Below are 26,897 nucleotides of genomic sequence, written 5' to 3' on the forward strand. Positions count from 1 at the left end.
GGACAAAATTCATGAATGCGCCGGTGACACGGCGGAATGCCGTTCTCGGCATCACCGCCGCGGCCACATCGTTTGCCGTCCCCTCGATCCTGCGCGCGCAATCCGCAGGCCGCATCGTCGTGGTCGGCGGCGGCTTTGGTGGAGCGGCCTGCGCGCGGGCGCTCAAGCGTGCGCAGGCGGGCTTGCAGGTGACGCTGATCGAGCCGAACAAGACCTTCACGTCGTGCCCCTTCAGCAACGAGGTGATCGCCGGCCTGCGCGAAATGGAGACGCAACAGTTCGGCTATGACAAGCTCGCCGCCGAGGGCGTCACCGTCGCTGCTCAGGCCGCGACGGCCGTCGACGCGCAAAAGCGCAGCGTGACGGCCGCCGATGGCGCCACGTTTGCCTATGACCGCCTCGTGCTCTCGCCCGGCATCGACTTCCACTTTGAAGCCCTGCCCGGCTATGACGACGCCGCATCGGAGAAGATGCCGCACGCCTGGAAGGCCGGCGCGCAAACGCTGTTGCTGCGCAGGCAGTTGGAGGCAATGGCTGACGGCGGCACCGTCGCGATCGCAATCCCCGCTAATCCCTCGCGCTGCCCGCCGGCGCCTTACGAGCGTGCCAGCCTGATTGCGCATTACCTGAAGACGAACAAGCCACGCTCGAAAGTTCTGATCCTCGACGCCAAGGACAATTTCTCCCAGCAGCGGCTGTTCGAGAGGGCGTGGAAGGAGCTCTACGGCGACATGATCGAGCGCATCGCGCTGTCACAAGGCGGCCGCGTGACCTCGGTCGATCCGGCGACCATGACCATTGTCACCGAGTTCGGCAACTACACGCCAGATGTCGCCAATGTCATTCCGCCGCAACGCGCGGGACGCATTGCCGAGATCGCAGGCGTGGCGGACCACACCGGCTGGTGTCCGATCGATCCCGTGACCTTCGAGTCGAAGCTCGTCAAGAACATCCATGTCATCGGCGACGCCTGCCTCGGCGGCGGCATTCCCAAATCGGCCTCGGCCGCAAGCGGGCAGGGCAAGGCTTGCGCCGCTGCCATCGTCGCTTTGCTCGCGGGCCGAGCACCCGAGACGCCACGGCTGACCGGCGTCTGCTACAACACCGTCGCGCCAGGCTATGGATTTTTGCTTGCAGGCAATTATCAGCCGAAAGGCGACATCTTTGCCGAGGTCGAGGGCGGCGCGACGAGCCCAGTCGATGCCCCGCGCGAATTGCGCGCCCGCGAGGCGACCGAAGCCGAGCGCTGGTTTCAAATCATCACGGCGGACACCTTTGGCTAAATCCTTCGTCCATGGCGTGGCGCTGATCGCCGCCAGTCTCGCCTTCGTCAGCGTTGCGCGCGCGGACGAACTCGCCTCCTACAAGGTAGCCGGCGACGGCATAGTGGAATCGCTCACCGGCACGCCAGGCGATGCCGTGCGCGGCCGCGCGCTGGTGCTGGCGCGCACCACGACCTGCATCCTCTGCCATTCCGGCCCTTTCCCGGAAACGCGGTTCCAGGGAGATCTCGCGCCTGACCTCACAGGCGCCGGGAACCGATGGTCGGCGAGCCAGTTGCGGCTTCGGCTGGTCGATGCGGCGCGCTTCAACCCGGACACCATCATGCCGTCCTATTATCGCAACGGCGACCTCGTGCGAGTCGGACGCAATTTCACCGGCAAGCCGATCTTGTCGGCGGCGGAGATCGAGGACATCGTGGCTTTTCTTGCAACGCTTCGCGACTAGGACTGTTCATGCCAACCACGCGACGACAATTTCTGAGCCTCGCCGGAGGCGTGACGGCCGCCGGGACGATCCCGATCGTCACCCTGCGTCCGCTTCACGCGACGCCCGCGATGCTCAACACCGCAATCCGCAATGTCGTCGGCGAAGCACCAATTCGCACCGGCAGGGTGAAGCTCGACATTCCGCCGCTGGTCGAGAACGGCAACACCGTGCCGATGACGGTGAGCGTTGCAAGCCCGATGACGGCGGACGACCACGTCAAGAGCATCCACGTCTTCAACGAGAAGAACCCGCAGCCGAACATCGGCAATTTCTATTTCGGCCCCTCCACCGGCCGCGCTCAGGTCGCGACACGCATCCGCCTCGCCGACACCCAGAAGGTGGTGGCGATCGCCCGCCTGTCCGACGACACGTTCTGGCAGGTCGCCGCCGACGTGGTCGTTACGCTGGCCGCCTGCACCGAGGAGATGAACTGATGGCCGCGCTCATCAACGTTCCCGCGAAGGCGAAGCGCGGCGACGTCATCGAGATCCGCACGCTGACCTCGCACATCATGGAAACAGGCTTCCGCCATACCACAGACGGCAAACTGGTACCGCGCGACATCATCACGAGCTTCACCTGCCGCTACAACGGCGCCGAGATCTTCCGCGCCGATCTGTTTCCGGCGATCGCGGCCAATCCTTATCTGTCGTTCTTCACGGTCGCCAGGGAAAGCGGCAAGTTCGAGTTCGAGTGGATCGGCGACAACGGCTATTCCTCCACCGCGTCGGCATCGATCATTGTCGAATGAGCGTTTGGCACGCGATAGCAGCAGCGGCCTTGTTCGCCGCAGCGCCTGCCCTGCTCGCTGGTGAAGTCCCGCACGATGCGCGCCGGTCCGGCTACTTCTTCATGGGCCCGGACACGCGCGCCATGCAGGATGACGACACCTCCAATCCCGGCATGCTGTTCGTGCTCGATGGCGAACAGCTATGGGACAAGAAGATCGGCAGAGCCGAGAAAGCCTGCGCGGATTGTCATGGCGATGCACGCACCAGCATGAAGGGTGTTGCCGCACGCTACCCGGCCTTCGACAAGGCGCTGAGTCGCCCCGTCACGCTCGACCAGCGCATCAATCTCTGCCGCTCCAATCATCAGCAGGCGTCGCCACTGCCTTACGAGAGCCGCGACCTCCTGGCGCTGTCCGCCTTCGTCGCCCATCAATCGCGCGGTGTCGCGATCACTGCCGGCGACGATCCGCAAGCAAAGCCCTTCGTGGAGCAAGGCCGCGACCTCTTCATGCAGCGCGAGGGTCAGCTCAACCTCGCCTGCACCAATTGCCACGACGACAATTTCGACAAGCGCCTCGCGGGCGCGCCGATCACGCAAGGACAGCCGACCGGCTATCCGCTCTACCGCCTGGAATGGCAAACGCTGGGATCGCTGGAGCGACGGCTGCGCAGCTGCATGAGCGGCGTCCGCGCCCAGGCCTATGATTACGGCTCGCCCGAGCTGGTCGCGCTCGGGCTTTATCTGATGTCGCGGGCGCGCGGCTTGCCGATGGAGACGCCGGCCGTCCGGCCCTGAGACTAGTGCTTTGAGGCTTCCGCTTGCGGCGAGGTGGCTTCGGCCGCAGCCGCGGGTGTCGCGACCGATAGTCCATGGAGCCTCCAGCTACCGCCGACATCCTGAAACATCAGATCGAAATCGATCTGCAACGGCCTCGTCGGAATGGTGCCGCTGAGCCGCAGCATGCCGCGGCCATTGACGTTGGGTGCCGCCGACAATCGCGGGGCGAGAAGTGCGGCTCCAAACAGGTCGAACTTGCGGGCCCGCAGGTCGGAGAACGCAAGCGCGAGATCGGCGGCACTATTCCTGGCCTGGAATTCAGGTGCGGCAAGGTCGCGCAACACCGAATAATTGCCGGAGCGATTGGCGTCATTCAACGTCAGGAGCGAGGAGCGGATCAGATAGAGTGCCTGCTCGACGGTGACCTGCGGCCCGCCCTGTCGTGTCGGGGCCGCGGCGGGCTGAACCGCCCAACGATCCGCAAAGCCGGAAGGCGGTGATTGCGTCTCCGCACGCATGGGTGCGCAGGCTGCGATGAGGATCATACCTACGATCAATCGTGGCGATACGACCATGCACTCACCAGCCCATGCGCAAGCCGACGCGTCCGCCGGCGACCCGCTGGTCGGGCCCGTAACCTATTCCGCCGTTGAACTGCATGTTCTGATTGAGACGTAGTGCCGCGTTGAACGCGAGACCGTTGGCCCGCTCGAAGGTCCCGTAGTTCATGGTCACGGCAAAACTCTCATTCGGCAGCAGCGTCGGCACGCCGGCCATGGCAAAGGCCATGGCGACGCCGCTGGTCACCTTGCTGGTCCTGCTGCTGAGGTCGTCGAGGCGGCCGTTGATGCTGGCGAGCTGGCCATTGATGGCGCTGAGATCGCTGGCCGAGGCGATGCCGAGATTGGCAAGCGTCGTGGTCGCCAGATTGCCGGCGCCATCGGAGGTGACAAGCTGGGTCGTGCCGCTCTGCGCAGCCTTGCTGGCCGAAGAGGTGATGCCGGCCATGGTGTAGGTGTTGCCGGTCGTCCCGAACGTCTGCTGGTTGGCGCGGGTCACTGTAGCGCCATTGCCGAATGCGGCGGAATTGGCAAAGCCGGCGCTGGAATTGTTGCCGACAGCGAAGGCATTGGCCCCAGTGACCGAAACGGTGTTGCCGATTGCGATGCCGCCCGCGCCGGTCACGGTCCCCGCGTTCGCCATCACCAGCGCATTGGGCGCATTGACGGTGTTGCCGGAGCCGAACACGGAGGATCCGGCAGCGCTTGCCGTGCCGGCCACCGCGTTGTTGGAGCCGACCACATTGACGTTGTCGCCCCGGCCGGTCTGGTTGGTGCCGTTGACGGTGTTGTTGTCGCCGAGCACGAAGCTGCCATTGCCGTTCAGCGTATTGGGGTCGCCGATGGCGTAGCTGCCATTGCCGCGCACGGTTTGACCCGTGCCGAATGCACCGCTGTTGGTGCCGGTGACGGTGTTGAACGCACCGACCGCGGTGCTGTTGACGCCGGTCACCGTGGTGTTGTTGCCGACAGCCGTTCCGCTCGTGCTGCCGGCGTTGACGACCGCCCACGATCCGACCGCCACCGAACTGTCGGCATAGGCATAGCTGTCCATGCCGTAGGCTGAGCTGGCGAGGCCGGTCGCTGTGCTCCGGCCACCGGTCGCAGTCGCGAAGTCGCTGGAGGCCCGGGAGGCGGCCCCCACCGCCGTCGAGTACCAGCCGGGTGCACTGCTGTTGGTGCCGACGGCCACGGTTTGATTGCCGGTCGCACTGCTCACATAGCCGTAGGCGGTACTCTCGTAGCCGGTCGCCGCGCTCTGCGCGCCGGCGGCGGAGGCGTGCTGACCGATCGCGAGGGCGCCAAATCCCATCGCGGTGGTCTGCACGTTGGTCGCCTGACTAGAAGCGCCGACGGCGAGAGCATTATAGCCAGAGGCAGTGCTGGAGGCGCCATAGGCCGTGCCGGATGCACCGCCCGCCGTGCTGCTGGCACCGCACGCCGTGCTTCCGGCGGCAACGGCGACAGCGCCGCCGGTGCTGTTGCTGGCGTCGGTACAGACGAACTGTGCCTGCGCGGATGACACGTCGACGACCGCGGCCAGCGCGAGCGCCGCCACGACACAGATCGCAGCTGGCCACATTTGCCGCCGCGTCGCTTCCCCCCGCGTTCGTCCCGCTGTCTCGCCGGTCCGCCCTTCGGCCAACCGCACCGCAAGACCCGCCCCTCGCCTATCCATCGCTCACCTTCACGTCATTGCAAATTGCTCGGGCCGGCAAACACTCACGTCTGGCCCGCGCGCGATAATATGAATATTCATGCCCGGAGACTGCGGTTCGACGGCGTGGAAACTTGCCTGATCGTCCCAATTTGCAGACCAACTGCCGGAGGGAGCGGCCTGGCATGACGAAAATTCCGTATCTGCGGTTCGATACAGCGGAGCTACCCGCCGCCGAGCGGCTCGATCGCTACCGCGCGATTCTCACCCATTATGAGGTGTCGGTCCCCGAAGGCACGTCCAGCGACGACTTCGAGGTTCTGGCCGAGGCCTGGCTGCTGGGCGGCCTGGTGACCGCATCCACCAGGATGGGGCCCGTGCGCTTCACCCGCACCGCCGCGCTGGCAAAGGCCGATGGCCGCAACTCATTCGCGCTGCTGTTGCTCCGTCGCGGCGCCTGGAGCGGCGAGGTCGACGGCGAGCCGATCTCGGCCGGCCCCGGCCAGGTGCTAGTGCTCGACCTGACCCGGCGCTTCGACGGCATCGCCACGGCGACCGACACGATCAGCCTCGACGTCGAGCGCGATGCAATCGTCAACGCCGCGCCCGATGGTCTCGACCTGCACGGGCTCGTCCTCGACGGCGCCGCCGGCCGCGTGCTCGCCGATCAGATGGGACTGCTGCGACGACGGCTTCCGGCGATGGACGGGAACGAGGCGCCCGAGGCGATCCAGACGACGCTCGGGCTGCTGCGCGGATGTTTCGGCATGGCCGCGCGGCCGCGCGAGCAAGGGCTCGCCCGGCGCGACATCGCCATCCTTCATCGCGCCAGCCGTTTCATCGATCAGAACCTCGGTCACCCCGATCTCTCGGTGGCAACCATCTGCCGCGAGATCGGCGTGTCGCGCTCGGTGCTCTATCGGGTCTTCACGCCGCTGGCGGGCGTCGCCGATTACATCCGCGGACGGCGGCTCGAGGCGATCCATGTGCTGCTGGATGACGCCGACGAAGACCGCTGGAATGCGGAGATCGCAGCTGAATTCGGCTTCGTGAGCCAGGCCCATTTCAGCCGCAGCTTCCGGCAACGCTTCGGCTACTCGCCGCGCGCAGCGCGCGACTCCCGCGATCTCGCAGCTGCCGTCGACGCTGGCCCGGAGCTATTCCGCGAGTGGATCAACCAGCTCGGTTGACTTGCCTTGTCGTGCGGCTTGAAAGGAAACGGCCGGGCAGCATATCGCCGCCCGGCCGCAATCTCCGCTTCGCTTCTCCTATTCCGCCGGCGCGGCCGACAGCTCCGGATGGGCGGCATAGTGTCCGCCGGCGCCAAGCTTGCTGGCCGCGAACAGGCCGGCGGCCATCGCGGCGTAGGCCAGCGCAACGGCGGGCGTGACACCGAATCCGCCGCCGATGCCGACGGCCTCGCCATGCATGAAGCCGAAATAGGTCAGGACCGCACCGACCAGCGCGAAGCCTGATGCCTTCTCGAAGTCGCGCTCGATGATGAAGACGCCGATCGCGCCCAGGATGAGGCCGCCGAGGATGGAGCCGCCGCCCATCACCTCCAGTCCGTGGTAGAACACGCCCTGCTGCGGCAGCGCGGCGATCGCGGCAGCCTTCACCGCGTCGGCCTTGTCGGCGGCCATGCCGCCGACGGTTGCCGCCGCATTCATGGTCGAGCCCAGCATCGTGTCGATCTGCAGCTTGGCCCAGGCGGCCAGATGCGGCGTCAGCGCCAGCACGATCGCGGGCGCGTGCTTGACCGGCGTGGTCTGGAACGCCTGGGCGCCGATCAGCATGCCGATGTAGAGCAGGATCGGCGAGATCGCGACCACGGGCACGAGGGCCAGCAGCACCGAGATGATGCCGAACCAGGCCAGCACGATCACCATGATGCCGGTTGCGGCGGAGTAACCGATGCGGCCGCCCATCGCCTTCCAGCCGGGATGGCCGATATAGACGGCGTTGATGAAAGGGTTGCCCATCAGGCAGCCGATCAGGCTGACGACGCCGTCCGCCGTGAGCACTCGCGTGGTTGGATATTCGTCGCCGGCGGCTTCCGCGCTCTCGACATTGTCCATGGCTTCGACGAGGTCATAGATGCCGAACGGAATGGCGGTGACCAGGATGATGCCGAGGAATTCGAAGCCGGAAAAGACGTAACCCACGGCGGGAAGCGGCACCGAGAAGCCGAAATTGGCGAAGGCATCGCCGACACCCTTGACGCTAAGTCCACCGAGGCCAAGACCGAACAGGTTCGAGCCCCAGGCGATGATCATGCCGGCGGCGATCGCTACGAGGCCCGCGGGAATGCCGCGAGGATATTTCACGCCGCCGAACCAGCTCACCAGGATGATGGCGAAACAGACGAGACCAATCTGCGGCGTCATATACATCTCAAGCGCCGGCCGCATCGAGATGAAGGTGACGGAAACGCCGGCAAGCGTGCCGAGCAGCGCCGCGCGCGGCGTGATCTTGCGGATGAACGGCGCTATGAAACCGCCGATCATGAGAATGAAGCTCTGGAAGAACACCCAGACCAGGCCGGCCGACCAGCCCTTGAGCGGGTCGCCGGTCTTCAGCGTGATCGGCAGCATGATGACGAAGGTGACGATGAACATGTGCGGCACGCTGACGCCCGAGGGTAGCGCGCAGACGTCGTTGCGGCCGGTCTTCTGCGCCAGACGGTAGGCGAGGTAGGCATAGTAGAAGGTCGAGAGGCACATCATCAGCCCTAGCGCGGGCAGGATGCGGCCGAACACCAGGCTGTCCGGCATCTTCAAGACGAAGCGCAGCAGCCCCGTGAGCACCAGCATGTTGACGAGGATATTGGTGCCGAAGCCGAAAAACGCATTCCAGTCGCCCGATGTCCATAGCGCCGGCTTGAACTCGGACTTGTTCAAGTCAGATTTGCCGGCCGTCCCCGTCAATGTGCTCATGACAATACCCCTATGTGGTCGAAACCTTCATTGCCTCCAGGACTGCGGCTGAGGTTGCGACCCAGCCGAAGATGCCGCCCTGGGCCTTGATCATCTTCAGGCCCATCTCGTGAAACTCGGGGAAGTAGGACGCGCAGCCGTCCGACATGACGACACAACGGTAGCCGCGGTCATTGGCCTCGCGCACGGTGGTGTTGACGCACACCTCAGTGGTGACGCCGCACACCAGCAGATTCTCGATGCCGTATTTCTCCAGCACGTCGCCGAGCTCGGTGGCGTAGAACGCGCCCTTGCCGGGCTTGTCGATCACGATCTCGCTGTCGAGCGGATAGAGCTCGGGAATGATGTCGTGACCGGCCTCGCCGCGAATGAGGATGCGGCCCATCGGACCGGGGTCGCCGATGCGCAAAGACGGCGCGCCGCGTTCGACTTTCGCCGGCGGCGCGTCGGAGAGATCGGGCAGATGGCCCTCGCGGGTGTGGATCACCAGCATGCCGGTGTCGCGCGCCGCCGTCAGCACGGTGCCGATCGGCTTCACCGCGCGCGCAAGCTGGCTGACGTCGTTGCCGAGCGTCTCGCCGAAGCCGCCGGGCTCCATGAAGTCGCGCTGCATGTCGATGATGAGAAGCGCGGTGCTCGGCCAGTCGAGCCTGATCGGCTCGGGCTCGGCGCTGATGACGCCCAATGTCGACTTGCTCGAGTCCAGCATGACGCCCGCCCCTCGCGAGAACTCTCTTTGCCGGAGTTCTGCAAGCGCCGTGCCATTGTGTACAATTGCGGTGGAGCGCCGGACGCGAGGGAATTCGTTGTGTAGTCAGAAGGTTACGCAAGCGATCGGCGCCTGCATATTCCCTGTGCGACGGCTTCGCCGCGTGCATCTGCTTAAAGGATGGGCGGCCGATTGGCAGCATTCTTCCCTTCTCCCCTCACAAGGGGAGAGGGTGCAGCCATCGCTCCTACGCCCCATACAGCTGCCGATACTCTTCCTCGTACGGCGCATAGGAGTCCTTCATCGTCGCCATGTTCAGCAGCATGGTGGCCACCATGGTGCCCGCCTTGTCGAACACGCGTGTCCTGACCCAGGCGCTTTCGGTGCGGCGGCTGCCGGAGAGCGCGACCACCTCGCGCTCGACTTCGTACTCCTCGCCCTCGAAGAGCGGGCCCTTGATCAGCCGGATCTCCTGATCGGCGAACAGGCCGACGGCCGGGCCCTTGGCCGGGAGCGGATCGTCCTTCGAGCGATACTGGAACAGCACGCTCAGCATCTCCATCGGGATGATCGGTCTGCCCCAGGGGTTGTCGGCGCCGGAATAGTACGGCGAATTCTCGGTGATGACGGCGAGCTTCTGCCGCAGCGAGAACGGATAGAGGTCGCCCATGGTCTGATCGAACGCCATGCGGACCGTCTGTCGCTTGCCGGTCTGCGCCACCTTGACGTCGCGCAGGATGACGGGATCGGCGAGCGGCTTGAGCTCGGCGAGGCGCGCCTCCAGCGCAGTCGCTGCGTGCGGTTCACCGACCGAAGCCGTGCCGCGCAGCACCTCGGTGCCGTCGCGCTTGACCATCTGGATCTGGCACTGGCTTGTCCCGGGCAGTGGCTTCGACAGAATCGCCTGCACCTCCTCGCCCTCATAGCAGACGCTGCGATAATGCGCGGACAGGCAGCCGGTTTCGAACCAGGTGTGTCCCCACAGCTGCGCGCAGAGCGGAGCGAACTGGCTGAAATGCGTCGGGCCTTCGATGGTGCCGCCCTTGAAGCCGAGCTTCTGCGCGGTGGCGTCGTCGTGAATGGACGCGTGCGCATCATAGGTTTGCGCTTGCAGCATCTGACGCGGCTGGCGCCACGGTCCAATCAGGGCCTCGGCCGTCGCTGTGATCTCGGTGTCGAATGCGTTTGCAGCCATGATGTTCTCCACTGGAAGCCATGACTATCAGGAGCGCCACGGATGCGGCCAGCGATATTGACTTCGCCGGCCCATGCTCTTGACTGGGATCTCCCGCTTCGCAAAGCCGCAAGCCTCCCGCGGCGCAAAATCCCTCGCCGGACTACCACACAAGGACTGCCGAAATGACGCTGTTGCAGGTCGAGCTGGACGACAAATACCGGCTCGAATCGAAGCGGATCTTCCTGTCCGGCACACAGGCTCTGGTTCGCTTGCCCATGTTGCAGCGCGAACGCGACCGGCTCCAGGGTCTCAACACCGGCGGATTCATCTCCGGCTATCGCGGCTCCCCGCTCGGCATGTACGACCACGCGTTGTGGCGCGCGAAGTCGCACCTCCAGAAGCATGACATCGCCTTCGTCCCTGGCCTGAACGAGGATCTGGCGGCGACGGCGGTCTGGGGCAGCCAGCAGGTCGGCCTGTTTCCCGGTGCCAAGGTCGATGGCGTTTTCGGCATCTGGTACGGCAAGGGCCCCGGCGTCGATCGCTCGGTCGATGCCCTCAAGCATGCCAATGCGGCCGGCACCGCGCTCAATGGCGGCGTGCTGGCGCTGGCCGGCGACGACCACGGCTGCCAGTCCTCGACGCTGGCGCATCAGAGCGAGCAGGTGTTTGCAGCTGCGCTGATCCCCGTGATCAATCCGGCGACGCTGCAGGACTATCTCGATCTCGGCCTCTACGGTTTTGCGCTGTCGCGCTTCTCCGGCTGCTGGGTCGGCTTCAAGGCGATCAGCGAAACCGTGGAGAGTTCGGCGTCGATCGACAGCGACCCTGAACGCATCAAGATCGTGCTCCCTGACGATTTCGAGATGCCGCCCGGCGGCCTCAACATCCGCTGGCCCGATCCGCCGCTGGAAGCGGAGCGGCGCCTGTTCGGCCCGAAGATGGCGGCGGTGCAGGCCTTCGCCCGCGCCAACCAGCTCGACCGCATCGTGCTCGATTCCAAGCCTGCGCGGCTCGGCATCGTCGCGACCGGCAAGGCCTATCTCGATCTGCGCCAGGCGCTGGCTGATCTCGGCATCACCGACAAGGACGCGCAGGACCTCGGTCTTCGCATCTACAAGGTTGCCCTGACTTGGCCGCTGGAAGAAAGCGGCGCCAAGCGTTTCGCCGAGGGTCTGCAAGACGTGCTCGTGGTCGAGGAGAAGCGCGGCTTCATCGAAGACCAGCTGATGCGCATCCTCTACAATATCGATGCATCGCGGCGCCCGACGATCACGGGCAAGCGCGACGAAAGCGGCGCGCCGCTGCTCCCGAGCGAGGGCGAGCTGACGCCGACCATCGTCGCCGGCGCGCTGGTGGCGCGCTTGCGCAAGCTCGGCCATCACAGCCCGGTGCTGGAGCAGCGCCTCGCGCGGCTCGAGGCCTTCGACAATCCGGTCACCACCGGCACGCAGATCAAGCTGGCTCGCACGCCGTTCTTCTGCTCGGGTTGTCCGCACAACACCTCGACCCGCGTGCCTGAAGGCAGCCGCGCCATGGCTGGCATTGGCTGCCACGGCATGGCCCTGAGCATGCCGACCCGCCGCACCGATCTGATCTCGCATATGGGCGCCGAGGGCGTGAACTGGATCGGCCAGTCACCCTTCACGAGCGAGACGCACATCTTCCAGAATCTCGGCGACGGCACCTACACCCATTCCGGGCTGTTGGCGCTCCGCGCGGCATCGGCCGCCGGCATCAACATCACCTACAAGATCCTTTATAACGACGCCGTCGCCATGACCGGCGGCCAGCCCGCCGAAGGGGCCTTCAACGTCGCGCAGATCGCGCATCAGGTCTGGGCCGAGGGCGTCAAGCGCCTGGCAATCGTCTCGGACGATCCGGGCAAGTACCCGCAAGGAAACTACTTCCCGCAAGGCGCGACCATCCATCACCGCCGCGAGCTCGATGCTGTCCAGCGCGAGCTGCGCGACATCAAGGGTCTCACGGTCGTGATCTACGACCAGACCTGCGCCGCGGAAAAGCGCCGACGCCGCAAGCGCGGGCTTTATCCCGATCCCGCCAAGCGCGCCTTCATCAACGAGCTGGTCTGTGAAGGTTGCGGCGACTGCTCGCAGGCCTCCAACTGCGTCTCGGTGCAGCCGCTGGAGACCGAGTTCGGCCGCAAGCGCCAGATCGACCAGTCGAACTGCAACAAGGACTTTTCCTGCGTCGAGGGTTTTTGCCCGAGTTTCGTCACCGTTCATGGCGGTTCGCTCAAGCGCATGAAGACTTCGGCCGTCGATTCCGGCCAGCTATTCGCCGATTTGCCGCTGCCGCCCGCAAGCGAGCTGGACGCGCCCTACAACATCCTCGTCACCGGCATCGGCGGCACCGGCGTCATCACCATCGGCTCCCTGCTAGGCATGGCGGCCCATGTCGACGGCCGCGGCTGCTCGGCGCTCGACTTCACCGGCCTGTCGCAGAAGAACGGCGCCGTGATGAGCCACGTCCGCATCGCCCCGAAGCCGGAGGATATCGCCGCGGTCCGCATCACCACGGGCGGCGCCGACGTCATCCTCGGCTGCGACATGATCGTCTCGGCAGGTCCCTCCGCGCTCAGCCGTGCCGAGCGCGGCGTGACCAAAGCCTATATCAACGCCGATCTGCAGCCGACCGCGAGCTTTGTGCAAAACCCCGATCTCGACTTCGAGATGGGCACGATGCAGACCGTGCTGCGCGACGCCGTCGGCGACAAGAACCTCGACATCATCGACGCCACAGGCATAGCCGCCGCGCTGATGGGCGACAGCATCGCCACCAACCCCTTCATGCTCGGTTTTGCCTTCCAGAAGGGCGCGATCCCGCTGTCGCTGGAAGCGCTGCTGCGCGCCATCGAGATCAACGGCGCCGCGATCGAGATGAACGAGCTCGCCTTCACCTGGGGACGCCTGGCCGCCCACGACATGTCGCGGGTGCGCAGCGTGCTGCAGTTCAAGAGCCGGGCGGCGGCACCGACGAAGTCGCTCGACGACATCATCGCGACGCGCGCGGAATTCCTGACCGGCTATCAGGACAAGACCTATGCCGACCGCTACCTCGCGGGCGTTGCAAAAGTGCGCAAGGCGGAAACGGCCGCCTCGCCCGCATCAACCGAGCTGGCCGAGGCCGTCGCCAAGAACCTATTCAAGCTGATGTCCTACAAGGACGAGTACGAGGTCGCCCGGCTCTACACCGACGGCAGCTTCGCGAAGAAGGTCTCGGAGAGATTCGACGGCGACTTCACGCTGAAATACCATTTGGCACCACCGATCTTCGCCAAGCGCGACAAGACGACAGGCCGGCTGCAGAAGCAGGAGTTCGGCGGCTGGATGATCCATGCCTTCCGCGTTCTCGCCAAGCTCAAGTTCCTGCGCGGCAGCGCGCTCGATCCGTTCGGCCGCACCGAGGAGCGCCGGACCGAGCGCAAGCTGGTTGAGGATTATCTGGCGATGATCGATCAGCGGATGGCCGGGCTGAAGGCAGAGCAGATCCCGCTGCTGGCACGCCTCGCGCGCGTGCCCGAGACGATCCGAGGCTTCGGCCACGTCAAGGAGACCAACATCAAGCTGGCGGCGGCCGAGACGGCACGGCTGGAGGCGGAGCTGGAGAACAGCCGTTTTGCGGCGGCGGCGGAGTAGCGGCTAAGAACGCAGGCTCTCTCCCCGTCATTGCGAGGAGCCATGCGACGAAGCAATCCAGAGTCTCGCCACATACTCAGTGTCGTCGCCCGGCTTGCCGCCTTCGCTGAAGCTTCGGCGTGCCAAGCGCTCGTGTGCTCGTGTGGGCCGCGGCGTAGCCTTGGCGGAGCCGGGACCGGGCGATCCAGTACTCCGAGGCGGTTGTGATTGAACCGATGGGCCGCGGCGTACTGGATGCCCCACTTTCGCGGAGCATGGCAGCGGTGGAAATAGCTAAACCGACGCCGACACGCCTGCAGCGGTCTCACGTGTGACGCTTCCCTCCGCCAGATGCCTTCCTGCGATATATCCAAACACCAGTGCTGGCCCCAGCGTGATGCCCGGTCCCGGATAATTCCCGTTCATGATCGAGCCCATGTCATTGCCACAGGCATAAAGGCCCGCAATCGGCGTGCCGTCCGCGCGCAGCACCCGGGCTTGCGGATCGACCTTCATGCCGACGGCCGTGCCGAGATCGGCCGGATGGATGCGCATCGCGAAGTACGGGGCGCGGAGGATGGGCGCGACGCAGGGATTAGGCTTGTGGCTGATATCGCCGAGGTGGCGCTGATAGATGGTGCTGCCGCGGCCGAATTCGCCATCGCGCCCCTCCTTCGCGCCTTCGTTGTAGCTCGCGATCGTCGCCGCCAGCACCCGCGGCTTGATGCCGATCTTCGCCGCGAGCCCCGCGATATCAGGCGCCTCGACCAACTCGCCGCTCGCCACATAGCGCCGATAGCTCCGCGTGGCCGGCCTGATCCGGCCGAGGCCGTAGGTCCACAGGAACCGGCGATCGCAAATCAAATAGAACGGCCGGTCCGGCTCGGCATTGCCGTCGCGCAGCATGGCCAGCACGAATTCGTGGTAAGACAGCGCCTCGTTGACGAAACGCCGGCCCGCGGCATTGACGGCGATCACGCCGGGCTTGGCGCGGTCGGTCACAAGGTGCGGGAACACGCCGCGGCTGCCGTCGGCGCGGCGGAATAGCGAGGCCGGCACCCAATAGGCCGGGCTGGTCGCATCCGCATTGAGCGCGGCACCAGTCGCTGCCGCCAGCCGAAGTCCGTCGCCGGTGCTGGAAGGGTTGGTCGCCGAGACGAATCCAGCCGCCGCCGGGAAAAAGCGCTTGCGCAATACGGCGTCGTGCGAGAACCCGCCGGTTGCCAGCACCACGCCGCGGCGCGCTGCGATCGGCCGGTCGCGCGAGCCATGACGGATCACAACTCCACTGACGCGGTCGCCCTGCATCGAGAGGTCTTCGACGTCGGCGCTGAAGAGAACTTCAACCTGCCGCGCCAGCCCCGAAGCATAGAGCTGCGCGGCAAGTGCGTTGCCGAGATACAGCGACGTGCCGCGCGGGCTCCGCAGCCGCTGCAGCGCATATCGAGAGATCAGCCGCGCCGCACGCAGGGTCGAGCGCAGCGATTTTCCAACACTGCGCAAATGCGGAACGTCGCGAGGATCGACCATCATCCCGCCGAACAGCGTGAACTCCGGCAACGGTGGCCGCAATCGCGCAAAAGCGCCGCCGAGCCGCGTGCCGTCGAAACCGACCGGCTCCAACACGCGGCCACCGGGCGTAGCGCCCAGCCGCTCCGGATGACAATCCGGACAAGCCTTCACCGGCTGGAGGCGAACTTCCGTATTGGCTTCGAGATAGGCGATCGCCTCGGGCCCGCGCGCGAGGAAGGCGGCACGCAGACCGGCATTGGCGGGCTCGGGCACCGTGCTCGACAGATATTGGACGGCATCCGCGACGCTGTCGGAGAGCCCGGCCTCCCTCATCCTGGCATTGGCCGGAATCCAGACCATGCCGCCGGACCAGGCGGTGGTGCCGCCGACGAACGCGGTCTTCTCGATCACCAGCACGCGCAGGCCTTGCGCAGCGGCCACGGCCGCCGCCGTCATGCCGCCGGCACCGGCGCCGATGACAATGACGTCGTAGGTCTCGTGTGCCGGCATCATGCGGCGGGTTTCCGAAGGCGAGGCATGACACCGTCATACCTCGCCTCGCCCCTTCGGCGCTAGCGCTGCGGCTTGCGCTCGATCGGGTCGATATCGATCGCCCGCAGGCGGCCGAGCCGCAGCACGTCCATGGCGAGCCGCCGGCCGATGCGGTCGCGGTCGAGCACGCGGATCAAATCGTCGACGCCGTTGATCTCAACGCCGTCGAGCCTGATGACGACGTCGCCAGGCAACAGGCCCGCCTTCGCCGCCGGACCATCCGGCTCGATCTGCGCGAGCAATGCGCCCATCTTGTTTTCGATGCCGGCCAGCACCGCATGCCGCCGTGGGATCGGCGCGGTCTGTCCGGCGACGCCGATATAGGCGCGACGGACATAGCCGTGACGGATGATCTCCGACAGCACGAATTGCGCGGTGTTGCTGGCAACCGCGAAGCAGATGCCTTGCGCGCCGTTGATGATGGCAGTGTTGATGCCGATCACCTCGGCATTCGACGACAGCAGCGGGCCGCCGGAATTGCCAGGGTTGAGCGCGGCGTCGGTCTGGATCACGTCCTCGATGGTGCGCCCGCTCACCGAGCGGATCGAGCGGCCGAGCGCCGAGACCACGCCGGCGGTCACGGTCGATTCGAAACCGAGCGGATTGCCGATCGCGATCACGAGTTGGCCGCGGCGCAGCGTCTTGGAATTGCCGAGCGCGGCATAGGGCAAATGGCGCACGCCGTTGGCGCGCAGTAGCGCAAGATCGGTATCGGGATCGACGCCGAGCACCTGGGCGTCGCCGACATGGCCCTCGACGTCGCGCAGCCGGATCTCCTTCGACGTGCCGACCACGTGGCTGTTGGTGAGGACGAGGCCATCAGGCGAGATCACGATGCCCGAGCCGAGCCCCCCGCGCTCACGGCCGTTCGGCACTTTTGGCCCGGTCTCGACACGCACGACCGCGGGGCCGACCCGGTCGGTCACATCGATCACGGCATTGGAATAGGCGTCCAGCAACGCCCGGTCATCGGCCGGCGCAGATGCTGTCGTTCGCGATGACGCGGCGTCATCGACGATATCTGAGGTGAAATCCAGCATGGCAAGAGTCCTTGAAGGCTCACACAGATGGTGGCCTGTGCCCGGCCGCGCAAGGTGCCCGTCGGGCGCGCAGGGCTGGACTGCCCAGATGGCTAGGGCGCCCGCCGCAGCGTGCCTGCCCTCGCCTTCACCGGATCGAGCAGCGACCAGTCCCCATCCGGAAGCACATGGCCCTTCGGGAATGGCGCCCGCAGCTCGATCCCCAGCGAACCCAGCACGCGGTCGTCGCGGTAGTAGCATTGCAGCACGACACGGACGAGCGTCGCGGCGGCGACGCCGCCGTGCTTGCGAAACTCCTGCGCCACCGCATCGCGTCTGGTGGCATCGAGCTCGGCGAGCGGCGCTCCTGCCAGCCGCGCCAGATCATCCAGCGCGGCCGCGACCAATTTGGTATCGCGGCCAAGCGTTGCGAGCATATCTGCCTGGATCGCGGGATCGTCCGCGCCGGGCACCTTGTACTCGTCGCTGGCGGGAACGATCATCGCGGCGATGCTGCGGAGGTCGTCGCGTTGGGTGCGCGTGAGATTGTCTGCGGACATGGCGGCCTTAATCAAACAAATTGGCGAGGCGCTGCTTCATCTGGTCGGCGATGTAGAGCGCGAGGGCCTGGATGGTGGAGGTCGGGTTCACGCCGCCCGACGTGACGAAGATGCTGCCGTCGACGATGAAGAGATTCTTGACGTCGTGCGTGCGGCCCCATTCATTGACCACGGAGCGCTCTGGGTCGGTGCCCATCCGCGCGGTACCGAGCAGGTGCCAGCCGCCCCAGGGGATCGGCGAATTGATGCAGATATCGGTGGCGCCCGCGGTCTCCAAAATCTCCCGGCCGCGCGCCAGCGCATGCTCCATCATCTTCCGGCTGTTCTCGCTGATGGTGTAGTCGATCTTCGGCGCGGGAATGCCGTGACTGTCCTTGAGCACGGGATCGAGCGTGACACGATTATGCTCCTCCGGCAGATCCTCACAGATCGCGGAAAAACCGAGCCGATGGCCGTTCAGCTTGCGGAAGACGCGGTGATGATCCTCGCCCCAGGGCAGAATGCCCTTCTGCTCGCTGACGACAGCCTCGAACACCGGCCCTGCCCCACGCACGAACTGAACGCCGTAGCCGCGCACGAAACCGCGCGACAGGTCGGTGTCGTACCACTGCTTGCTCCACAGGCAGGTCGGCGGCGCGCGGTTGCTATCGGTCGGCTCCTTCACATAGCCGTAGATCTGCGCATAGGGATGGAACATCAAATTCTTGCCGACGAGGCCCGACGAATTGGCAAGGCCGTTCGGAAAGCGGTTTGACACCGAGTTCAGCAAAAGCCGCGGCGTGCCGACGCCGTTGCAGGCGATGATGACGACATGCGCGGGCTGGAACTGCTCGACGCCGTCCTTGTCGTAATAGACCACGCCGGAGGCCATGGCACTCTCGTCGGTGGTGATCTCGCGTACCCGGCAATGGGTGCGCAGCTCGACGCCGGCGCGGATCGCCTGTGGCCAATAGGTGATATCGGTGGAAGATTTGGCGCCTTGCGCGCAGGCCGGCGTGCAATGGCCGAGATTGATGCAGCGCGCCCGGCCCTCATAGTCCATCGTCGCGACCGTCGTATCCGACGGCCACCAGTGCCAGCCGAGCTTGTTCATGGCCTTGCCGATGATGGCGCCGGACAATCCGAGCGGCTGTTGCGGCATCGGCGGATGCGTCAGCGGCGAGAGCGGATCGCCTGACAAGCCCGACGTGCCCATGATCCGGTCGTTCTCCTCGAAGAACGGGGTCAGCGCGTCGTAGTCGATCGGCCAGTCGTCGGCGACGCCGTCCAGCGTCCTCACCTTGAAATCGGAGGGATGCAGCCGCGGCCAGTGCGCGGTGTACATCACCGTGGAGCCGCCGACCGCATTGTAGTTCACGACCTTGATCGGCGAATTGTCGTCGTTGATCGGATAGTCCTCGGGCCGGCCGCGCACGTTCGGGCTCGACGACCACTCGCCGTAGAACTTGGCCTCCCAGTCCCGGCCCGTGCTGGGATATTCCGCCGGGTTCATCCAGCCGCCCTGCTCCAGGCAGAGAATGTGCATCTTGGTCTCGGCCAGCGACCACGCCACCGCCGCGCCCGAAGCGCCGGCGCCGATGATCAGGACGTCCACGGGGTCTTTCATCGCAACCTTTTCCTCCCGCCCTCGCCGCTTCCCGGGCGATTCGGCCTGCACGGTCCGCAAGGCCTGCGAACGATAGGGTCAGAGCGGGCGGGGAGTAAAGCCGCGGGGCCGGAATGTCGCACTTCGCAGGGTGCAGACCATTGGTATCGCCACATCCGGATGCTAGGAACAGGCACACGAGCAATCGATAGCGAGACCGTATGTCCTTCCGAAATGTCTTTGCCGCCGCCCGCGCTTTTGCGCTCGTTTTGTTTTTCGCCTTGTCCGGAGTCCTGGCGTCTTCCGAGCCGGCTTCCGCGCTGACCGCCGCCGCGACAGTCCGCGACGGCAACTCCATCCAGCTTGGCGACGTCACCTACCGGCTTGACGGCGTCGACGCGCCCGAGCTCGACCAGGTCTGCATCGACGACCACGCCGATTCCTGGACCTGCGGCATCGAGGCTCGCGACCAGCTGGCGAAGCTGATCAACAAGCGCTCCGTGCGCTGTGACGATGTCGGGCCGGAGAAGAGCTTTGGCAAGCGGCACCGGGCGATCTGCACGGCCGAGGGCGACAAGGCCAGCCTGAACGAACAGCTGGTCAAGCTCGGCTTTGCCGTCGCGCGGGAGCCGATCAAGGCGAACGTCAAGCCGGCCGTGGCCGAGGCCAAGTCAGCCGCCGCCGGGATCTGGAAGGGCTGTTTTGTTGCGCCGCAAGACTTCCGCGCGGGCAAGAAGGACGGCGCACTGCTGGGCGCCGCCTGCCGTCCGGACCGCGACAAGGAAATTCGCGCCGTGCTGTTCCCGGAGGAGCTGACGATGCCGCCGAGTTGCAGCATCAAGGGAAAGCTCGCGGTGCGCGCACGCGTCACCGGCAACATCGGCATCTATCATCTGCGGGGTTGCCCGAGCTACCCGGCGACCACCAAGCCGGACCGCTGGTTCTGCTCGGAGGACGACGCCCAGGCGGCCGGCTTCCGCAAGGCCTACAATTGCCGTCGGCCGAAGTGAAAAATTCCCTCACGCATCCGTGAGTAGTAGTCCATGACCGTATTGATCCGGAATTGAACCCCTTCGCGAGTTGCTGCACTCATAAAGGTACGCAAGCGCTTGCGCGGGCGTTTCCTTGGCAGCAATCCGGCTCCGGCCTGATTGCCCTGCTTGGGCGTTTCCTCCCTAGACTTGGGCCGCTTGTCACAACAAGCGGCTCTTCTTTTTTGGGCGGTGCTATCACTGCATCCGCATGATCTGATCCATCGGCGGCATGTTCGCGTTCAGATGCGCCATGATCCAGACCGTGCCGCCCACCACCAGGAAGACCACCAGCAGGCCGAAGGCCAGCGCCAGCACGTTGTTGGTGTTGTCGGGACCGGTCGTGATGTGCAGGAAGAACACCAGATGCACCCCCATCTGCGCGATCGCCAGCACGATCAACGCAACCGGGATGGAGGGCTGCCAGACCAGATCGGTGCCGGCGATGAAGAACGACGTCGCCGTGAGCAGCAGAGCCAGGACAAGGCCGACGACGTAGCCGAGAATACGGGTGCCGACACTGTGTTGCTCTTCCTCGCCCGGCGCGAGGTCGTGGTCGCTCCGCGCGTGGCTCTGATCGCTCATGCGGCACTCCCAAGCAAATAGACGACGGAGAACACCCCGACCCAGACGATGTCGAGCGCGTGCCAGAACAGCGCAAAGCACATCATCCGGCGCAGGACGTCGGCGCGGAAGCCCTTGGCAAACACCTGGGCCATCATGGTGAGGAGCCACAGCACGCCGGCCGAGACATGCAGGCCGTGGCAGCCGACCAGCGAGAAAAACGCCGTCAGGAACGCGCTGCGCGACGGGCCGTAGCCGCGCGCGACGAGATCGGCGAATTCGCGGAACTCGATGACGAGGAATATCAGCCCGAGCACGCAGGTCACGGTCATCCCGAGATAGAACCAGAACCGGTTGCGCACATCGGCCGCGATGCTGGCCATGCCGCAGGTAAAGCTCGACAACAGCAGGCACACGGTCTCGATCGCGACGTTCCTCTGCTCGAAAATCTCCGAGCCCTTCGGGCCGCCGGCCGTCTGCCCGGACAGCACCGCGTAGGCCGCGAAGAAGCAGGAGAACATCACGATGTCGGAGAGCAGGAAAATCCAGAAGCCGTAGGCGGTCACGATCCGCTTCGAAGCGGGTCCGGGATGCTCGATCACGAGCCCGATGTGATGGGGATCGGCATGCGCGTGGCCGGCGGTCGCAGTCATCGCCATCAGACCGCCCCCGCCATGCTGACGAGGCTGCGTCGTTCCTCGAGATTGATGCGGTCGATCGCTGCGACCTCCTCCGCGGGAATGACGTATTCGTCATGGTCGCGCCAGGCGAAAACGACGAAGGTCGCGAACGCGCCGAGACCGCCCAAAATCACCATCCACCAGATGTGCCAGATCAGTGCAAAGCCCATGACGGTGGCGAAGAACGCGCAGACGAAGCCGGTCGGGGAATTCCGGGGCATCTCGATGTCCTGATATTCCGGCCTGTCGCGTTCGAGCGATTGCTGCTGGGCATGGATTTTCATGTCCCAATAGGCGTCCTCGCCGCGCACATCGGGATTGAAGGCGAAGTTGAACACCGGCGGCGGCGACGAGGTCGCCCATTCCAGCGAGCGGCCGTCCCAGGGATCGCCGGTACGGTCGCGCAGCGCCTCGCGGTTGCGGATGCTGACCACGAGCTGCATGATCTGGCAGATCACCCCGATCGTCAGCACGGCCATGCCAATTGCGGCAACGATCATCCAGGGCCGCCACGCCGCGACGTCATAATGCTGCATGCGCCGGGTCATGCCGAGCATGCCGGCGATGTAGAGCGGGATGAAGGTGATGAAGAAGCCGAGGAAGGTGAACCAGAATGCCAGCTTGCCCCAGCGCTCGTCGAGGCGGAAGCCAAATGCCTTGGGAAACCAGTATTCGAAGCCGGCGAAGGCGCCGAACAACACGCCGCCGATGATGACGTTGTGGAAGTGCGCCACCAGGAACATGCTATTGTGAAGCATGAAGTCAGCGGGCGGCACCGCGAGCAGGACGCCGGTCAATCCACCGATGATGAATGTCACCATGAAGCCGACCGCCCACAGCATCGGCGTCGCGAAGCGGATGCGGCCGCCATACATCGTGAACAGCCAATTGTAGATCTTCACGCCGGTCGGCACCGCGATGATCATGCTGGCGATGCCGAAGATGGCGTTGACGTCCGGCCCTGCCCCCATCGTGAAGAAATGATGCAGCCAGACCATGAAGGAGATGACGCAGATGGCCATGGTCGCAAGCACCATCGAGCGATAACCGAACAGCGCCTTGCCGGAGAAGGTCGAGACCACCTCGGAGAAGATGCCGAAGGCCGGCAGTACCAGGATGTAGACCTCCGGATGTCCCCAGGCCCAGATCAGGTTCATGAACATCATGACGTTGCCGCCGGCCTCATTGGTGAAGAAGTGGAAGCCGAGGTAACGGTCGAGCAAGAGCATCGCGAGCGTGGCGGTGAGGATCGGGAAGGCCGCGACGATGAGGAGGTTCGAGGCCAGCGTGGTCCAGCAGAACATCGGCATGCGCAAATAATTCATGCCCTTGGTGCGCAGCTTCAGCACCGTGGTGACAAGGTTGATGCCGGCGACCAGCGTGCCGACGCCGGATATCTGCAGCGACCAGGCGTAATAGTCGACGCCGACGCCCGGCGAATAGGACAGCTCCGACAGCGGCGGAAAGGCGAGCCAGCCGGTGCGCGCGAACTCGCCGATCACGAGCGAGAGATTGACCAGCAGCGCACCGGTCGCGGTCAGCCAGAAGCCGACCGAATTGAGCGTCGGGAAAGCGACGTCGCGCACGCCGAGCTGCAGCGGCACGATCAGGTTCATCAGCCCGATCACGAACGGCATCGCCACGAAAAAGATCATGATGGTGCCGTGCGCCGAGAAGATCTGGTTGTAGTGCTCCGGCGGCAGGTAGCCCTGCGACTGGTAGGCGACGGCCTGCTGGATCCGCATCATGATGGCGTCGCTGCCGCCGCGCAGCAGCATCACCGAGGCCAGCAGGATGTACATGACGCCGATGCGCTTGTGATCGACGCTGGTGATCCATTCGCTCCAGAGATAGGGCAGATGCCCCTTCACCACGACCCAGGTCAGCACGCCGAGGATCGCGACCAGCACCACTGCGCCCGCGACCAGCGGGATGGGCTGATCGAACGGAATGGCCGACCAATCGAGCTTACCGAGCATCGTGGCCTCCACTGTGCGGACGGCCTGCATCGGAGAGCAGTTCCGGCCCCGGTCCCGGCGGAATGTGCTGAGTCGCGATCAGATCGAACAGGCGGGGATCTTCCAGGCGATAGATCGGCCTGCCCTTCTCGACGCCCTGCTGCATCAGCTTCTTGTAGCTGTCGTCATTCAGCACGGCATCGGTCTTCGCCGTGGTCGCCACCCATTCCGGAAAGGCGAGCGGCGAGACCACGTTGACGTCGAACATCATGTCGGGAAAGCCGTCGCCGGAGAAATGCGCGGACAACCCCTGCAGCTTGCCTTCGTTGTCGGCGCGCAGGTTCAGCTTCGTCACCATGCCGTTCATGGTGTAGATCATGCTGCCGAGCTGCGGGATGAAGAACGTGTTCATCACGCTCGACGAAGTCAGCTGAAAGTTCAGCTCGGCGCCGGCCGGCACGGTCAGCGTGTTGACGGTGGCGATGCGCTGGTCCGGATAGATGAACAGCCATTTCCAGTCGAGCGAAACCGCTTGGATCCGCACCGGGCTTCCGGTCCCCGGCACCGGTGCTGCGGGATCGAGTTGATGCGAGCCGATCCAGGCGACGCCGCCGAGCAGGATGACGGTGAGCGCAGGGATCGCCCACACCACCATCTCGACGCGGCCGGAATAGACGAAGTCGGGCTGGTAGCGCGCTTTTGGATTCGAGGCGCGAAACCAGAACGCAAAGCCGAGAATCGCGAAAATGGTCGGCACCACGATCACGAGCATGATGAAGACGGAATCGACCAGAATGGTGCTGTTGGCCGCAGCCACGGGCCCTTGTGGGTCGAGCAGATTCATCGGCAAGCCACTGGCGGTTGGGAAGCCCCGGGACAGAGCCTAGCGCGGGAAAGGCTCCGCAACAAACGCGGCGGCCTCAGAACGGTTCCTGAACCGCAAGGGCCAGCCATGCGCGTTGGGCCGGCGCAACATGCAATTCCATGCGATGTCAATGACATGAACGCAGAAGCCGCGCCCTTCTCCCCGGTCGGGCCGATTGCTAATCTGCACGAAAATAATGAGAAATACGGGATCAGGGAGTGAACCGAGATGCGCTTGAAGGACAAGGTCGCCATCGTCGTCGGAGCCGGGCAAAGCCCCGGCGAAGGCATGGGCAATGGCCGCGCCACCGCGCTGACCTTCGCGCGCGAGGGCGCAAAGGTCTTGTGCGTCGATCATCATCTGGAATCGGCGCAGGAAACGGTGGCGATGATCACCGCGAAACATGGCACCGCCGCGGCCTTCAAGGCCGACGTCACGAAGTCGGCCGACATCAAGGCGATGGTCAAGGACGCGCAGTCGCGCTGGGGCCGGATCGACGTGCTGCACAACAATGTCGGCGTCAGCCTGTCCGGCGGCGATGCCGAGCTGCTGCAACTGACCGAGGAAGCGTTCGACCGCGTCGTCGCCATCAATCTGAAAAGCTGCATCCTGGCGGCAAAAGAAGTGATCCCGATCATGCGCGCGCAAGGCAGCGGCGCCATCATCAACATCTCCTCGATGGCCGCGATCACGAACTATCCTTATGTCGCCTACAAGGCGACGAAGTCGGCGATGATCGCCTTCACCGAACAGCTCGCCTACCAGAACGCCGAATACGGCATCCGCGCCAACGTCATCCTGCCCGGCCTGATGAACACGCCGATGGCCGTCGACACCCGCGCCCGCGAATGGCACAAGACCCGCGCCGAGGTCGAGGCCGAACGCGACAGCAAGGTGCCGCTGCGCAAGAAAATGGGCACCGGATGGGACGTCGCGAACGCTGCACTGTTTTTGGCGTCGGATGAGGCAAACTTCATTACGGGCGTGACGCTGCCGGTGGATGGTGGAGCCAGCGTGAGACGGGGGTAGGTCTTCTCCCTCTCCCCGTTCTTACGTGGCCGCGACCAGCTTCGCTCGCGCTGAGAGCGCCGGGGTGAGGGGCCACCTCCGCAAACTCAATAGAAGGACTCGCGGAGACTCCCCCTCACCCGCCGCGCTCTGGCGCGCAATTGCGCTGCCGAGCGCGTCGGCCTCTCCCCGCACGCGGGGAGAGGCTAAGAGAGCTCGCTCAGCGCGAATACGTCACCCGCCAGATCGTGCCGTTGCCATCCTCCGAGATCAGCAGCGATCCATCCTTCGCCACCGCGACTCCCACCGGCCGCCCCCACACTTCCGTGTCGCTGACGACAAAACCCGTGACGAAATCCTCGTACTCACCCGTCGGCTTGCCGTCCTTCATCCGGATGCGGATCACCTTGTAGCCGGTGCGCTTCGACCGGTTCCAGGAGCCGTGCTCCGCGGCGAACGCGTCGCTCTGATACTCGGGCGGAAACTGCGTGCCCTGATAGAAAATCATGCCGAGCGAGGCCGAGTGCGGCTGCACCAGCACATCGGGGACCGTCACCTTGTCCTTGATATCCGGCCGCGCACCGGCGTGGCGTGGGTCTTCGTTGGCGCCGATATAGAACCAGGGCCAGCCGTAGAACGCGCCTTCCTTCACGCTGGTCACGTAGTCGGGCACGAGATCGTCGCCGAGGCCATCGCGCTCGTTGGTCGAGCACCAGGGCAGACCGGTCTGCGGCTGGATCGCAAGGCCGACGCAATTGCGGATGCCGGTGGCGTAGATCTTCCGCTCCTTGCCATCGGGATTGAAAGCCAGCACCGCCGCGCGTTCGGTCTCGCTGGCCCAGGCTGCGCCGAGCGGTTGCGTTTTCGCCCACGCCTCCATCCCGCCCGGGGGCGTGCCCATGCCTTCCGCAACGTTGCTGAGCGAACCGACGGAGACCAGCATGCGCTTGTTGTCGGGCGTGAAGACGATGTCGCGGGTGGAATGACCGCCGTCATGCGGCAGGCTCGGCACGATCGTCTCGGCCTTGCCGCGCGCCTTGAGATCGCCGGCCTGATAGGGAAAGCGGACGACGCTATCGGTGTTGGCGACATAGACCCATTGCGGATTGTCCCCGTTCGGGAAGAAGGCGATGCCGAACGGCTGCCTCAGGCCGCTAGCAAACACCTCGTTGGTCGCGAGCTTGTTGCCCTCCCCGGCCCGCAACACACGGATGGTGCCGGCCCGCGTCTCCGCGACGAAGACGTCGCCATTCGGCGCAACCCTGATGATGCGTGGCGCGCGCAGTCCTTCGGCGAACAGCTCGATCTTGAAGCCCGCCGGCACCCGAAGCGCAGCCTCGGCCGGGCGCGGCACCACGCGCGACGAGCTCGCAACCGACCGCGTGGCGCCGGGCCTGACCAGATCCCGCGGCCGGATCAGCCTGACCGTGCCGGGCTTGTCGGCCCGCCAATCGCCATAAGCGTCCTTGCCCTGCAACACCGGCTCGGCCTGCGCACCGGTAGCAATCAGTAGCCCCGCGAATATCGCGACGGACAAAATTCTGCTCTTCAAATTGTCCTCCCGGCCTGCAATCTCGACCATCGATACCACCGCGGCAGGTCGAAGC

At 65.2% G+C, this 26,897-nt stretch carries 23 protein-coding genes; 9 read left to right on the plus strand and 14 right to left on the minus strand.

Annotated features, from left to right (window positions below; translation table 11 throughout):
• Positions 1-11 precede the first annotated feature (11 nt).
• Genes GGD66_RS18720 through soxA form a run of 5 tightly spaced genes read left to right on the plus strand, consistent with a single transcriptional unit; the run spans position 12 to position 3,297 of the window.
• Positions 12-1,283 carry an NAD(P)/FAD-dependent oxidoreductase gene (locus GGD66_RS18720; RefSeq protein WP_183258605.1) on the plus strand — a complete coding sequence of 424 codons (1,272 nt, stop codon included), beginning with the start codon at positions 12-14 and terminating at the stop codon, positions 1,281-1,283.
• Positions 1,276-1,728 carry a sulfur oxidation c-type cytochrome SoxX gene (gene soxX / locus GGD66_RS18725; RefSeq protein WP_183258606.1) on the plus strand — a complete coding sequence of 151 codons (453 nt, stop codon included), beginning with the start codon at positions 1,276-1,278 and terminating at the stop codon, positions 1,726-1,728. The genes GGD66_RS18720 and soxX overlap by 8 nt, the downstream gene beginning before the upstream one ends.
• Positions 1,729-1,736: 8 nt before the next feature.
• Positions 1,737-2,204, plus strand: a complete 468-nt coding sequence (locus tag GGD66_RS18730) for a SoxY-related AACIE arm protein (protein ID WP_183237894.1) — start codon at positions 1,737-1,739, stop codon at positions 2,202-2,204.
• Positions 2,204-2,521 (plus strand): thiosulfate oxidation carrier complex protein SoxZ, encoded by a 318-nt coding sequence (gene soxZ / locus GGD66_RS18735; RefSeq protein ID WP_092259792.1) that lies wholly within the window; start codon positions 2,204-2,206, stop codon positions 2,519-2,521. The genes GGD66_RS18730 and soxZ overlap by 1 nt, the downstream gene beginning before the upstream one ends.
• On the plus strand, positions 2,518-3,297 hold the full coding sequence (gene soxA, locus GGD66_RS18740) for a sulfur oxidation c-type cytochrome SoxA (protein WP_183258607.1): 780 nt from the start codon (positions 2,518-2,520) through the stop codon (positions 3,295-3,297). The genes soxZ and soxA overlap by 4 nt, the downstream gene beginning before the upstream one ends.
• Before the next feature lie 2 nt (positions 3,298-3,299).
• On the opposite strand, the gene GGD66_RS18745 is transcribed toward soxA, so the two are convergent.
• A complete protein-coding gene (locus GGD66_RS18745) occupies positions 3,300-3,824 on the minus strand; it encodes a hypothetical protein (protein WP_246783486.1) in 525 nt (174 codons plus the stop codon).
• 34 nt (positions 3,825-3,858) lie between these two features.
• On the minus strand, positions 3,859-5,421 hold the full coding sequence (locus GGD66_RS18750) for a hypothetical protein (protein WP_183258608.1): 1,563 nt from the start codon (positions 5,419-5,421) through the stop codon (positions 3,859-3,861).
• A 260-nt stretch (positions 5,422-5,681) separates the two neighbouring features.
• On the opposite strand from GGD66_RS18750, the gene GGD66_RS18755 reads away from it, so the two are divergent.
• Positions 5,682-6,686 (plus strand): helix-turn-helix domain-containing protein, encoded by a 1,005-nt coding sequence (locus tag GGD66_RS18755; RefSeq protein WP_183258609.1) that lies wholly within the window; start codon positions 5,682-5,684, stop codon positions 6,684-6,686.
• A 78-nt stretch (positions 6,687-6,764) separates the two neighbouring features.
• On the opposite strand, the gene GGD66_RS18760 is transcribed toward GGD66_RS18755, so the two are convergent.
• The 3 genes from GGD66_RS18760 to GGD66_RS18770 all read right to left on the minus strand — a co-directional run bounded on the left by GGD66_RS18760 (position 6,765) and on the right by GGD66_RS18770 (position 10,336).
• Positions 6,765-8,432 carry a regulator gene (locus GGD66_RS18760; protein WP_183258610.1) on the minus strand — a complete coding sequence of 556 codons (1,668 nt, stop codon included), beginning with the start codon at positions 8,430-8,432 and terminating at the stop codon, positions 6,765-6,767.
• Between the two features lie 10 nt (positions 8,433-8,442).
• Entirely contained in the window at positions 8,443-9,141 is a 699-nt protein-coding gene (locus GGD66_RS18765) for a cysteine hydrolase family protein (protein ID WP_018322701.1), read from the minus strand.
• 247 nt (positions 9,142-9,388) lie between these two features.
• Positions 9,389-10,336 carry a hypothetical protein gene (locus tag GGD66_RS18770; protein WP_177237265.1) on the minus strand — a complete coding sequence of 316 codons (948 nt, stop codon included), beginning with the start codon at positions 10,334-10,336 and terminating at the stop codon, positions 9,389-9,391.
• Positions 10,337-10,500: 164 nt separating this feature from the next.
• On the opposite strand from GGD66_RS18770, the gene GGD66_RS18775 reads away from it, so the two are divergent.
• Positions 10,501-13,977, plus strand: coding sequence for an indolepyruvate ferredoxin oxidoreductase family protein (locus GGD66_RS18775; RefSeq protein ID WP_183258611.1), 3,477 nt, complete (start codon positions 10,501-10,503; stop codon positions 13,975-13,977).
• Between the two features lie 273 nt (positions 13,978-14,250).
• Here GGD66_RS18775 and GGD66_RS18780 read toward each other — a convergent pair whose 3' ends face one another.
• The 4 genes from GGD66_RS18780 to GGD66_RS18795 form a co-directional block, all read right to left on the minus strand.
• Positions 14,251-15,981, minus strand: coding sequence for an FAD-dependent oxidoreductase (locus tag GGD66_RS18780; RefSeq protein ID WP_183258612.1), 1,731 nt, complete (start codon positions 15,979-15,981; stop codon positions 14,251-14,253).
• A gap of 59 nt (positions 15,982-16,040) precedes the next feature.
• Positions 16,041-17,060, minus strand: coding sequence for a S1C family serine protease (locus GGD66_RS18785; protein WP_183258613.1), 1,020 nt, complete (start codon positions 17,058-17,060; stop codon positions 16,041-16,043).
• 92 nt (positions 17,061-17,152) lie between these two features.
• Positions 17,153-17,599 (minus strand): hypothetical protein, encoded by a 447-nt coding sequence (locus tag GGD66_RS18790; protein ID WP_092259814.1) that lies wholly within the window; start codon positions 17,597-17,599, stop codon positions 17,153-17,155.
• A gap of 7 nt (positions 17,600-17,606) precedes the next feature.
• Positions 17,607-19,205 (minus strand): GMC family oxidoreductase, encoded by a 1,599-nt coding sequence (locus GGD66_RS18795; RefSeq protein ID WP_183258614.1) that lies wholly within the window; start codon positions 19,203-19,205, stop codon positions 17,607-17,609.
• A 200-nt stretch (positions 19,206-19,405) separates the two neighbouring features.
• On the opposite strand from GGD66_RS18795, the gene GGD66_RS18800 reads away from it, so the two are divergent.
• Positions 19,406-20,194 (plus strand): thermonuclease family protein, encoded by a 789-nt coding sequence (locus tag GGD66_RS18800; protein WP_179735506.1) that lies wholly within the window; start codon positions 19,406-19,408, stop codon positions 20,192-20,194.
• 219 nt (positions 20,195-20,413) lie between these two features.
• Here the strand turns inward: GGD66_RS18800 and cyoD are convergent, their stop codons facing one another.
• From cyoD to GGD66_RS18820, 4 genes are read right to left on the minus strand one after another with little or no spacing between them, the layout of a single operon-like run.
• Complete coding sequence (gene cyoD / locus GGD66_RS18805; RefSeq protein WP_018322693.1) at positions 20,414-20,800, minus strand: cytochrome o ubiquinol oxidase subunit IV; 387 nt, start codon at positions 20,798-20,800, stop codon at positions 20,414-20,416.
• Positions 20,797-21,438, minus strand: coding sequence for a cytochrome (ubi)quinol oxidase subunit III (locus tag GGD66_RS18810; RefSeq protein ID WP_092259820.1), 642 nt, complete (start codon positions 21,436-21,438; stop codon positions 20,797-20,799). The genes cyoD and GGD66_RS18810 overlap by 4 nt, the downstream gene beginning before the upstream one ends.
• Entirely contained in the window at positions 21,438-23,438 is a 2,001-nt protein-coding gene (gene cyoB, locus GGD66_RS18815; RefSeq protein WP_183258615.1) for a cytochrome o ubiquinol oxidase subunit I, read from the minus strand. Before cyoB ends, GGD66_RS18810 begins: the two co-directional genes overlap by 1 nt.
• A complete protein-coding gene (locus GGD66_RS18820; protein ID WP_183258616.1) occupies positions 23,428-24,261 on the minus strand; it encodes a cytochrome ubiquinol oxidase subunit II in 834 nt (277 codons plus the stop codon). The genes cyoB and GGD66_RS18820 overlap by 11 nt, the downstream gene beginning before the upstream one ends.
• A 249-nt stretch (positions 24,262-24,510) precedes the next feature.
• Here GGD66_RS18820 and GGD66_RS18825 point away from each other — a divergent pair, with 249 nt between their 5' ends.
• Positions 24,511-25,311 carry an SDR family NAD(P)-dependent oxidoreductase gene (locus GGD66_RS18825; protein ID WP_018322689.1) on the plus strand — a complete coding sequence of 267 codons (801 nt, stop codon included), beginning with the start codon at positions 24,511-24,513 and terminating at the stop codon, positions 25,309-25,311.
• A gap of 199 nt (positions 25,312-25,510) precedes the next feature.
• On the opposite strand, the gene GGD66_RS18830 is transcribed toward GGD66_RS18825, so the two are convergent.
• On the minus strand, positions 25,511-26,872 hold the full coding sequence (locus GGD66_RS18830; protein WP_244550720.1) for a sorbosone dehydrogenase family protein: 1,362 nt from the start codon (positions 26,870-26,872) through the stop codon (positions 25,511-25,513).
• Between the last annotated feature and the right edge of the window lie 25 nt (positions 26,873-26,897).

The sequence above is a fragment of the Bradyrhizobium sp. CIR48 genome (assembly GCF_014198315.1).
Classification (GTDB): Bacteria; Pseudomonadota; Alphaproteobacteria; order Rhizobiales; family Xanthobacteraceae; genus Bradyrhizobium.

Bases quoted from the DNA above. Each gene is read 5' to 3' on its own strand.
- GGD66_RS18720 (WP_183258605.1), top strand. From the start codon at position 12: ATGAATGCGCCGGTGACACGGCGGAATGCCGTTCTCGGCATCACCGCC.
- GGD66_RS18730 (WP_183237894.1), top strand. From the start codon at position 1,737: ATGCCAACCACGCGACGACAATTTCTGAGCCTCGCCGGAGGCGTGACG.
- soxZ (WP_092259792.1), top strand. From the start codon at position 2,204: ATGGCCGCGCTCATCAACGTTCCCGCGAAGGCGAAGCGCGGCGACGTC.
- soxA (WP_183258607.1), top strand. From the start codon at position 2,518: ATGAGCGTTTGGCACGCGATAGCAGCAGCGGCCTTGTTCGCCGCAGCG.
- GGD66_RS18745 (WP_246783486.1), bottom strand. From the start codon at position 3,824: ATGATCCTCATCGCAGCCTGCGCACCCATGCGTGCGGAGACGCAATCA.
- GGD66_RS18750 (WP_183258608.1), bottom strand. From the start codon at position 5,421: ATGTGGCCAGCTGCGATCTGTGTCGTGGCGGCGCTCGCGCTGGCCGCG.
- GGD66_RS18755 (WP_183258609.1), top strand. From the start codon at position 5,682: ATGACGAAAATTCCGTATCTGCGGTTCGATACAGCGGAGCTACCCGCC.
- GGD66_RS18760 (WP_183258610.1), bottom strand. From the start codon at position 8,432: ATGAGCACATTGACGGGGACGGCCGGCAAATCTGACTTGAACAAGTCC.
- GGD66_RS18765 (WP_018322701.1), bottom strand. From the start codon at position 9,141: ATGCTGGACTCGAGCAAGTCGACATTGGGCGTCATCAGCGCCGAGCCC.
- GGD66_RS18770 (WP_177237265.1), bottom strand. From the start codon at position 10,336: ATGGCTGCAAACGCATTCGACACCGAGATCACAGCGACGGCCGAGGCC.
- GGD66_RS18775 (WP_183258611.1), top strand. From the start codon at position 10,501: ATGACGCTGTTGCAGGTCGAGCTGGACGACAAATACCGGCTCGAATCG.
- GGD66_RS18780 (WP_183258612.1), bottom strand. From the start codon at position 15,981: ATGATGCCGGCACACGAGACCTACGACGTCATTGTCATCGGCGCCGGT.
- GGD66_RS18785 (WP_183258613.1), bottom strand. From the start codon at position 17,060: ATGCTGGATTTCACCTCAGATATCGTCGATGACGCCGCGTCATCGCGA.
- GGD66_RS18790 (WP_092259814.1), bottom strand. From the start codon at position 17,599: ATGTCCGCAGACAATCTCACGCGCACCCAACGCGACGACCTCCGCAGC.
- GGD66_RS18795 (WP_183258614.1), bottom strand. From the start codon at position 19,205: ATGAAAGACCCCGTGGACGTCCTGATCATCGGCGCCGGCGCTTCGGGC.
- GGD66_RS18800 (WP_179735506.1), top strand. From the start codon at position 19,406: ATGTCCTTCCGAAATGTCTTTGCCGCCGCCCGCGCTTTTGCGCTCGTT.
- cyoD (WP_018322693.1), bottom strand. From the start codon at position 20,800: ATGAGCGATCAGAGCCACGCGCGGAGCGACCACGACCTCGCGCCGGGC.
- GGD66_RS18810 (WP_092259820.1), bottom strand. From the start codon at position 21,438: ATGGCGATGACTGCGACCGCCGGCCACGCGCATGCCGATCCCCATCAC.
- cyoB (WP_183258615.1), bottom strand. From the start codon at position 23,438: ATGCTCGGTAAGCTCGATTGGTCGGCCATTCCGTTCGATCAGCCCATC.
- GGD66_RS18820 (WP_183258616.1), bottom strand. From the start codon at position 24,261: ATGAATCTGCTCGACCCACAAGGGCCCGTGGCTGCGGCCAACAGCACC.
- GGD66_RS18825 (WP_018322689.1), top strand. From the start codon at position 24,511: ATGCGCTTGAAGGACAAGGTCGCCATCGTCGTCGGAGCCGGGCAAAGC.
- GGD66_RS18830 (WP_244550720.1), bottom strand. From the start codon at position 26,872: ATGGTCGAGATTGCAGGCCGGGAGGACAATTTGAAGAGCAGAATTTTG.